The 9,295-nt window shown below is 63.7% G+C and carries 9 protein-coding genes; 1 reads left to right on the top strand and 8 read right to left on the bottom strand.

What is annotated here, in order from left to right:
• The coding region (locus ACRDTL_RS14365; protein WP_431507374.1) for a type I glyceraldehyde-3-phosphate dehydrogenase at positions 1-960 on the top strand (960 nt) is incomplete at its 5' end.
• Between the two features lie 62 nt (positions 961-1,022).
• Here ACRDTL_RS14365 and ACRDTL_RS14360 read toward each other — a convergent pair.
• The 8 genes from ACRDTL_RS14360 to ACRDTL_RS14325 all read right to left on the bottom strand — a co-directional run.
• Positions 1,023-2,207, bottom strand: a complete 1,185-nt coding sequence (locus ACRDTL_RS14360; protein ID WP_431507373.1) for a dihydrolipoamide acetyltransferase family protein — start codon at positions 2,205-2,207, stop codon at positions 1,023-1,025.
• Between the two features lie 12 nt (positions 2,208-2,219).
• A complete protein-coding gene (locus ACRDTL_RS14355; protein ID WP_431507372.1) occupies positions 2,220-3,203 on the bottom strand; it encodes an alpha-ketoacid dehydrogenase subunit beta in 984 nt (327 codons plus the stop codon).
• Between the two features lie 5 nt (positions 3,204-3,208).
• Entirely contained in the window at positions 3,209-4,276 is a 1,068-nt protein-coding gene (gene pdhA, locus ACRDTL_RS14350; RefSeq protein WP_431507371.1) for a pyruvate dehydrogenase (acetyl-transferring) E1 component subunit alpha, read from the bottom strand.
• Positions 4,277-4,330: 54 nt separating this feature from the next.
• Positions 4,331-4,780: a CBS domain-containing protein gene (locus ACRDTL_RS14345; protein ID WP_431507370.1), complete on the bottom strand. Its 450-nt coding sequence runs from the start codon at positions 4,778-4,780 to the stop codon at positions 4,331-4,333.
• Between the two features lie 137 nt (positions 4,781-4,917).
• Positions 4,918-6,822 (bottom strand): pyruvate kinase, encoded by a 1,905-nt coding sequence (locus tag ACRDTL_RS14340; protein ID WP_431507369.1) that lies wholly within the window; start codon positions 6,820-6,822, stop codon positions 4,918-4,920.
• Between the two features lie 384 nt (positions 6,823-7,206).
• On the bottom strand, positions 7,207-8,247 hold the full coding sequence (locus ACRDTL_RS14335; RefSeq protein WP_431507368.1) for a heme-binding protein: 1,041 nt from the start codon (positions 8,245-8,247) through the stop codon (positions 7,207-7,209).
• A gap of 119 nt (positions 8,248-8,366) precedes the next feature.
• Positions 8,367-8,840 (bottom strand): FHA domain-containing protein, encoded by a 474-nt coding sequence (locus ACRDTL_RS14330; protein WP_431507367.1) that lies wholly within the window; start codon positions 8,838-8,840, stop codon positions 8,367-8,369.
• 181 nt (positions 8,841-9,021) lie between these two features.
• Positions 9,022-9,295, bottom strand: a 274-nt coding sequence (locus ACRDTL_RS14325) for a hypothetical protein (protein WP_431507366.1), incomplete at its 5' end; no start/stop codon positions are given.

Raw genomic sequence — 9,295 nt, 5'->3', positions numbered from 1 at the left:
CTGAAAGTGTTGGCCGGCTTGGATGACATCCAAATCGCGGCGGTCAACGACGTCGTCCCGGTCGACAACCTCGCCTATCTGCTGCGCTATGACAGCGTCTACGGCCGCTACCCACACGCGGTATCCGTCGATGACAACGCACTGATAGTCAACGGGCGCAAGATCCCGGTTTACTCATGTCCTAATCCCGCCGGACTGCCATGGCGAGAACTCGGTGTCGAGTTGGTGTTCGAGTGCTCGGGTGTGTTCCGGCAGGAACACGAGTTGGCCGCCCATCTGAGTGCCGGCGCCAAGTTCGTGCTGCTGTCCGCCCCGGCACGCACCGACACCATCACCACCGTGGTGCACGGTACCAACCATGTCGGCGCGGATCAGCGCATCATCTCCTGTGCCAGTTGCACCACCAATAGCATCACCCCGGTTGTCGAGATCCTGCAACGCCGGATCGGTGTGGCGCGGGCCGTGATGACGACCGTGCACGCCTACACCTCGACCCAACACCTGATCGACGGACCTGACAGCGATATGCGCCGCGGGAGAGCAGGCGCGGTGAACATGTTGCCCGCGTCCACCGGAGCCGCGCAGGCCACGACACGCGCGCTGCCGGAACTGGCCAACCGGTTCGACGGGGTCGCGGTGCGCGTACCCGTGCCGGTGGGCTCGATCGCCGACATCACGGCGGTCACCAGCAGAGCCACCACGGTTGGCGAGGTCAACGACATCTTTCGCGACGAGGCGACCAGCGATCGCTACCGAGGAGTGCTGGGCGTCGCCGAGGATCCGATCGTGTCAACCGACATCGTCGGTGACAGCAGAGCGTCGGTGATCGATGCGGCGATGACACGGGTGGTGGACGGCACCCTGGTCAAAGTCATGAGTTGGTATGACAACGAATGGGGGTTCACCCATCAGATGGTTCGCACCGCACTGGATGTGCTTGGTATCGACCACAAGGTCTGAAACCCTGCAACGGTTCTGACCCTCGAGAAATAGCCGCCAGCATTGAGTGAGCCGCGCCGGGCTTAGACGATGATGCGTAGCGGATGCTCGAGCAGCTGCACCAGGTCCTGCAGAAATTCTGCGCCGGCGGCACCGTCGAGGACGCGATGGTCTATCGACAGGGTGAGCTTGAGTGTGGTCGCCACGGTCAGTTGACCATCGCGTACGACAGCCTCCTCTTGGACGGCCCCGACGGCGAGCACCGCCGCCTCGGGCGGATTGATGATGGCGGTGAAGTGGTCGACGCCATACATCCCGAGGTTGCTGATCGTGAACGTGCCGCCGGCCAGTTCGTCGGGTGTGAGTTTTCCCGCCCGTGCCCGCTCGACCAACGCGTGTGCCTCGGCCGCGATCTCGGTGATGCTCTTTCGGTCGGCATCGCGAATAACGGGCACCAGCAAGCCTTTTTCGGTTGCGGCGGCGCAACCGATGTTCACGCGGCCGTGACGCAGCAGGTGATCACCACCCCAGGACGAATTGACCTGGGCGTGGGTATGCAAGGTGATGGCGCACGCACGGATCAAAAGATCGGTAACGCTGATTTTCAGCCCGGCATCGGAGAACTCGGCGTTGAGGTCGGTGCGCAGCTTCTGTAGTGCGTCGGCGTATGCGACGGACGTAAGGTAAAAGTGGGGCGCCGCAGCACTTTCTGTCAGACGCCGTGCGGTGACACGGCGTATCGATGACAGTGGAACTTGCTCGTCGGCGGCACCGGCAGTAACCGTCGGGGGGCGTTCCGGAGCAGCTGTGGAGCCTCGGGCGATCGCAGCTTCGATGTCGGTACGCACGATGCGCCCGCCGGGTCCGCTGCCAGTAATGGTCGTCAGGTCGATTCCGTGCTCACGTGCCAGCGAACGTACCAGCGGAGTGGCACGCACCGGTGCCGCCGGGGTTCGCACCCCTACCGGACTGGGTTGGGCAGATGGCGCCGCGCTGGAAGCCTTTTGTCCATCGCCAGATTCGGCGCCGGCTGTCATGTCGTCGATGATGGCGATAGGCTGACCGATCGGGACCGTGCTGCCTTCTTCGGCGATGATTCGGGTCAACACGCCGCTGTCGTAAGCCTCGAGTTCCATCGTCGCCTTGTCCGTTTCGATTTCGGCGATCACCTCACCGCGCACGACGTTGTCGCCTTCGTGTTTGAGCCACTGGCTGATGACACCTTCGGCCATGGTGTCCGATAGCCGGGGCATGAGCACGTCTGGCATCAGCGGTTCCTCTCAGTAGGCGAACCGGGTGGCATCGAGCACCTCGCCGATGACTTTGGTGAGGTCGGCGGCGTCGGGCAGCGCGGCCAACTCGAGCGGCTTCGCGTACGGTAGCGGCACTTCGGCGCTGGCGACCCGGCGGACGGGGGCGTCGAGATAGTCGAACGCGCCTTCGGCGATCGTCGCCGCGATCTCAGCGCCCACCCCGTAGGTGAGCCAATCGTCTTCCAGGATGACCGCCCGGCTGGTCTTGCGTACCGAAGCGCAGATCGTCTCCCGGTCCAGGGGCCGCAGGCTGCACAGATCAACCACCTCGACGGACACGCCGTCGGCCTCGAACTGGCGGGCGACATCGAGGGCGATCACCGTGGACCGGGAGTAGGCGACGACGGTGATATCGGTACCCGGTTTGACGACCGAGGCCATCCCGATCCGGCCGAGCTGCTCACCATCGGGAACGTCACCCTTGGTGTTGTAGAGCGCGAGGTTCTCCAGGAACAGCACCGGGTCGTCGTCTCGGATAGCCGTCGCAAGTAGCGCTTTGGCATCGGCCGGGGTTGCCGGGGCGAGGACCTTCATGCCGGGCACGTGGGCATACCAGGCTTCCAGGTTCTGCGAGTGGGTGGCCGCCAGCTGCTGTCCGCCGCCGCCGGGGGTGCGGATCACCAGCGGCACCGAAACCTGCCCGGCGAACATGGCGTGCATCTTGGCGGCGTGATTGACGATCTGGTCGAGGGCCAACAGGCTGAAGTTGATCGTCATGATCTCCACGACCGGCCGCATGCCCAGCATCGCCGCGCCGATCGCCGCGCCGACGAAGCCCTCCTCACAGATCGGGGTGTCAAGGATCCGGGTGGGGCCGAACTCGGCCAGCAGCCCGGCGGTGATCTTGTACGAGCCTTCGAAGACGCCGATCTCCTCACCGATGAGAATCACCGATTCGTCGCGCAGTAGCTCAGCGCGCAGGGTGTCGTGCAGGGCCTGTCGATAGGTCATCACCGTCATGGTTGCCCCATCGGGATCGAGATGACCGGATCACCCGGAAGCTGGTGGGGGGCATTGGCAACCGGCGTGGCATAGCTGTAGTCGAACAGCTGACCGAGATCCGGGTCGGGGCTGTTCTCGGCGAAGTCCACCGCACTGTCGACCTGGGCCTCGGCCTCGTCGTCGATGGCCTGCGCCGCCTTTTCGTCGAGAACACCGGTCTCAATCAACCGATGGCGGAACGCGGGAACGGGATCGCGCCCGCGTAGCCGCTCGGTCTCGTCGCGGGAGCGGTACTTGGCCGGATCCACGACCGAGTGGCCGCGAAGCCGTCGGCACATGGCCTCGATCAGACCCGGCTGACGCTCGGTCCGCGCGCGCACCAAGGCGGCCGCGGCGGCCTCACGTACCGCAAGCACGTCGTCACCGTCAACCCGTTCACCCGGGATTCGGTAGGAACACCCGCGCTTGTACAGGTCGGGTTCGGCCGCCGCCTTCTCGACCGGGGTCCCCATACCCAAGCCGTTGTTGACGATCACGTAGACGATCGGTAATCGCCACAGCCCCGCCAGGTTGAGCGACTCGTGGAATGCGCCGATGTTGGTGGTGCCGTCGCCGAGCACACACATCACGGCCTCGGCGTCCGGGCCGGGCGAGCCCCGGTAAGTCAGCGCGAGCGCCGCGCCGGTGGCCGGTGGAATCTGGCCACCGACAATGCCGTACCCGCCGAGGAGGCGCAGTTTGCGGTCGAACAGATGCATCGAACCGCCGCGGCCTCCGGATACGCCGGTGACTTTGCCGAACAGCTCCGCCATGATCCGGCCGGGTTCAACCCCGCGGGCCAGCGCATACCCATGGTCGCGGTAGGTCGTGAAGAGGTAGTCGCGGAGCTCCAACGCCGCCATCAGGCCAACCACCGTCCCCTCCTCGCCGAGGTTGAGATGGCAGTATCCGCCAACCTTGGCGCGTTGATACATCTCTGCAGCGCGCAGCTCGAACGCGCGAATCAGCACCATCTGGCGGTAGTAGTCGCGGAGTGTCGGTGCGGACTCATCGACCGGGTCAATTGGACTGGGCTGGACCATCAGTCGGCCTCCTGCTCGCAACGTATGCCTCATTCATACGCCGGGCCGCGCGCTTCAGGTGCCCGGCGGTTGTTCCTGAAGTTCGAACTGCTCACTGGTGGCCCGACACCGCGGGCAGATGCTCGGAGGATGTTCGCCGCGCACCGGCTCGCCGCAAACCTGGCACACCCACTCGGTCGCCATGGTGGCCATGACGTCACGACGGCTCACGATCCCGACCAGGTGTCCTTCTTGCAACACCGGCACCCGTCGGATGCGCCGCTCGATCAGCAGGTGCCGGATGTCGTCGACGGCGCAGTCGGTGCTCACGCTGATCACCGCGGTCGTCATCACCTCCCGCGCGTCCCCGCCGGCCTTGGCGAGCAGGTCATATTCACTGACCATTCCCACCAGCGCGCCCGCCTCATTGACCACCGGCGTCGCGCTAATCCGGTACCTGGCCAACGTCTCTGCGACGTGTTGCGCCGAATCATCCGGGCGCACCGTGATCGCCGGTGAGGTCATGATTTCACCGGCCGTTACATGCGCTACCGCGGCAGCGCCTTCTCGAGGACGCACGTTTGCAGCGTACGCCACAACACCTCACCGACTCCCGCGAATGCGCGGACAGTGGCCGACGGCTACTGCGTGATCGGAACCCTTCAGGGTTCCGATTCGGCCGACCAAGACCGCAGTGAACGCAGCAACGCATTCTTCTTGTAGCGGTGTTCGGTCATTCGCCGCAAGATGTCACCGAGTGCGGTGACCGCATCGTTGAGGTATGGGCCCTTGTTCAACATCGCGCACTCGGCCCGTTCGCTCATCGCCGCATCGCTGATCTCGGCGCGAGACGGAAGCCCGGACTTGGCGAGCCGCTCGAGCACCTGGGTCGCCCAGATCACCGGCAGGTGCGCTGCCTCACACAGCCACAGGATCTCCTCCTGCAACTCAGCCATCCGTTCGTAACCGCACTCGACCGCCAGGTCGCCGCGGGCGATCATCACGCCGACCTTGGGCCGACGCATCGCCGTGAGCAGCAACTGCGGAAGATGTTCGAAACCCCTTCGGGTTTCGATCTTGAGCACGATGCCCAAGTCATGACCGCCGAGCCGATCCAGTTCATCGAGTAGCCGCTCCACGTCGGACGGGGTGCGCACGAACGATATCTCGGCCAGATCCGCCAGCTCGACGACGGCCGGCAGGTCAGCGACATCACGGTCGGTGATCGCCGATATCGGCAACTCGGTGTCGGGCATATTGATGCCCTTGCCGCCCTTGAGGTGCGCCTCCCCCTGCCTCGGGTGGTCGATGTGCACGGTGAGCACATCGCGGTCGACCGACACGATTTGCCCGCCGATCTTGCCGTCGTCGAAGTGGACCGCATCGCCGAGATGGGCATGGTCGAACACCTCAGGCAAGGTGCAACCGATGCGCGGAAGAGATTGACCACCGCCAACCGGGGCCGTTGAGCAGTCGCGCGTCAGCTCCAGGAGGTCTCCATGGTGCAGCACCAAACTCTGCTCAGTGTCGGGGAGCTTGCCAACTTGAGTCGGGTCCCCGCCGCCCCCGGCACGTAGCACCGTTCCGGTGGTCAGGTAGGTCGTCTGTTGCGCGGTCAGCGCGAATCCGCCTGAGCCACCTGCGGTTCCATCCCCAGGCCCGAGGACGAGTTGGCGTTTGGATCCGCGGGTGTCCCGCAAAGACAGCACCTCGCCGGGCCTGCGGTTGGCCAGCCAATGCCGGGGCACCGGAAGCCGCAGCATATCGGGTTCCGGCGGGTCGGTCGGTTCTTCGGTCGACGTCAGCCACACCCTTGCGGGGATGATGACCTGGCCAAGAGCGTTTCGCCGTGGATGCAGTTTGATCGCCTGTGGTCCCGGCTCTAGGGGGCCGGTCCGCAGCTTGGGCCCGGCCAGATCCATTGCCACCAAACATGAGGTCCCCACGGACGTAGCCGCCTGCCGCACATGTCTCGCCATCGCGTGCCACGCCTCGGCATTGTCGTGGGCACAATTGATCCGCGCGATGTCCATGCCGCGTTGGACCAAGCCGCGGACCAAGTCGGGGTCGGTCGCGGCCTGCGAGGGCAGCGTGACCATGATGCGGGTCCTACGATGCGCGGGGCGGGGCCCTAGCAGCTCCGCTGTGTGTTGTCGCAAGAGTTCGGGCCCCTGCTCGATGGGCACCGCCGACGGTGCAGCCGGTTGCCAGCCCTGACCCAGCATGGCGGTGATCGCTGATCGGACTGCCCCCAGCGCGGCCTGCACGTGTGATTCGCTGCGGCCCAGCGACGAAAGCCCGAACACCGCAAGCTCGGATTGCACTTCACGCAAGTCATATTGGCGAAGCGCCCAATAGTGCACGAGATTTCGTGCGCTTGGCCGGCGCTCGGGCACAACTGCGGATAGCCATCCCGCCCAAGAGGATTCCGCGTCCGACAATCTGGCCAATAGGTTGTCAACCTGCTCGAGCAAACGGATCAGTCGCCGGGTGGTATTGGTTTCAAGTGGCACCCTCATGCCACGCGAGATACCGCTCAACTGGCCGACCGAATGTTCACGTGACATTGGAGCTCCTTGTTCCGCAGCAGACAATTGCGGGTGACAGTCGTCCGTTGACTCTCGATGCGGATCGTCAACGCAGTAACAAGACTACCCGTGACCACCGCCGATAGGACAGGAGCGTTCATTGCATCTACACCTGAGCGGGATGGGCACCGAACAGCTTCTCGCATACCCGATCCCACCCGTCATCGGGATCGCTGACATAAGGACAAAAGAGTCGCAACGCGTTCTGACAACCGCCGATCGTCGACTGCTTGCGTCTGGGCACCGAGCGCAGGTCGCTGAAGAACCGGGTCGCCGATGCTCCCTCCCCCCGTTGTCGAACTGCTCAACTACAGCCACCAAGTCACCAGCGCCGCGCCGAGCTCGCTGCGATATTGGGGTTGTTCAGTTGAGAGTTCTCTGCAGCGTCGACACCGTGATGTGCGGCCAGCTCAAGTTTGGTTGCCCCGAAATGTTACGGGCCGGGAAGTTCACCAGCGCCGTCTGAGCGTACTGAAGCTGCATAAGTGGAGGACGACCATCAGGATGATGCAGCTTTTCGAGCCAAAAAGTCGCGTAGACGAGAGCCGTACTCAAGTTGGGCTTCTGGTTGGAGATACCGAGCAGGAAGGTGTGGTTTGCGATTCCACCGCCAAATTGTGGCACGCTGACCGTGTTGACGGGCGAACCGGGGTCTGGAAATACTACTGGCTGTGGATCGAACCGGATAGCTGATGCAGTCGATATGTTCAATGCCACACCCTCGAACTGGTAGCCGTCGGCAAGCTGTTGCACGATCGTCTGCTGTAGTAGGACTACCGGATCATTGACAACCTGTTGCGTGATGCCCGGTGGATCGGTGAAAGTGTATTCAGGGAATCCGCCCTCCGCTTTTGCCTGAGCTTCTGACGTACCGGCAGCGAAAATTGCCGATTCTTGGTCTGGGAAGGCCGGTAGTAATGGCGTGCTATTGAACGATGGAAAACTTGAGAAAGCAGGATTGCCCCCGCTGGTGGGATCGGCGCCGGGACTGATGACTGGTGGGCCCGAGAAGGGCAGGGCAAACCCTTGAGCCACGAACGAGGCGCCGTGCGGAATGCTCCACATGCGTGCGACGAGTTGACCGCCCAGCGGTGGATCCGCCGCCGGCTGGATCGTCGGCGGTAGGTTGATCCACATGCCCGGCTCGATATGCAGCGCACCGCCGGTAGTGGCGTCGCTGGTGTGCTGCAGATAAGTCAACCCGAACAACTCAATATCCGGCTGCGAGAATCCGCGATTATGGATCGACGAAGGTATCGGATCGAATGACAGTGTGTCGGACGTCAGACTCAAACCGACTAAGACATTGCTTTGGTTCTGGAAATCCGGGCGGGCAGCGATGTTCAAGCCGCTTCCCTGCCACGTTCCCGCAAGCTCAGCGATCAGGTCCAGGTTCGCCAGCACGGTGGCATCGTCGGGGCTGGTACCTACCGCCCGGGTAGACGACGTCGCCCCACTAGTAGTCATTGCTTCTCCGGGAGTAGTCGGGGTTTCGGAAGTCGAGCGTCATCATAACGACAAGCTCAGCGGGCAGCGGTTGTGCTTTGCGTACTGCGATCTGCAGCACGCGCTGGATGACCGGTTAGGAACACCAGGCGAAACTTGCCGATCTGGATCTCATCGCCATTCGTGAGTACCGCCGATTGCACTGATTTGCCGTTGACATAGGTGCCATTGAGGCTGTCGACGTCAACGATGCACAATTCGCCGCTTTCCCTTCGGAACTCGGCGTGCTGGCGGCTGACGGTGACCTCGTCGAGGAAGATGTCGCTGTTGGGATGCCGGCCAGCGGAGGTGACGGGCCGATTCAGCAGGAACCGCGATCCGGCGTTGGGTCCGCGTTTGACGACAATCAGAGCCGGGCCGCTCGGCAACCCGTTGACTCCCCGCACCTCAGCGCTGCCGGCGGCCGAGGTAACGAGCTCGCCGAAGAAGTCGGCGGCGAAGGGGAAGGTGATGTTGCCGGTGTCCTCTGGGGGCTTGTCCTGATGGCTCACTTGGTGTCCTCGTTAGTCGTGGAGGTTTCGGGTTGGTGGCCATCAGTGACCGGCCACAGCCGCAACGCCGACCACGCAGCGTTGATCGGCACGTCCTCGACCGCATCCACGCCTTGTGCTTTCACCTCTTGATACCGGTAGCTGACCCATGTCGTTTGACGAGTGTGCCTGCCTCGCGCGGTCAGGCGTTCTCGGCGGGAAGGCCGTCCCGCGGCTCGGTTGGTGCGTCGTCGCGTCCGTCAATGCCCAACAGGTGCCCCCACGTGCCACACGCAATGGCGGCGGCCGCACCGCCGGCATCGTTGCTAAGTTGACCTTCGGCGATGGTGACCAGGGCGTCGGCGAGGCTTAGCGGGTTGACGTTGTGTCGTTTCGCCGTCTGCATCAGCTCAAGGAATGCGTTGTCGACCCGGTAGCGGCGCAAAGTGATCAAGACCCCCTCGGCGGTATCGAGA

It is taken from the genome of Mycobacterium sp. (assembly GCF_050700595.1).
Taxonomy (GTDB): Bacteria; Actinomycetota; Actinomycetes; order Mycobacteriales; family Mycobacteriaceae; genus Mycobacterium.
This window is presented reverse-complemented; position numbering and strand designations above follow the sequence as displayed.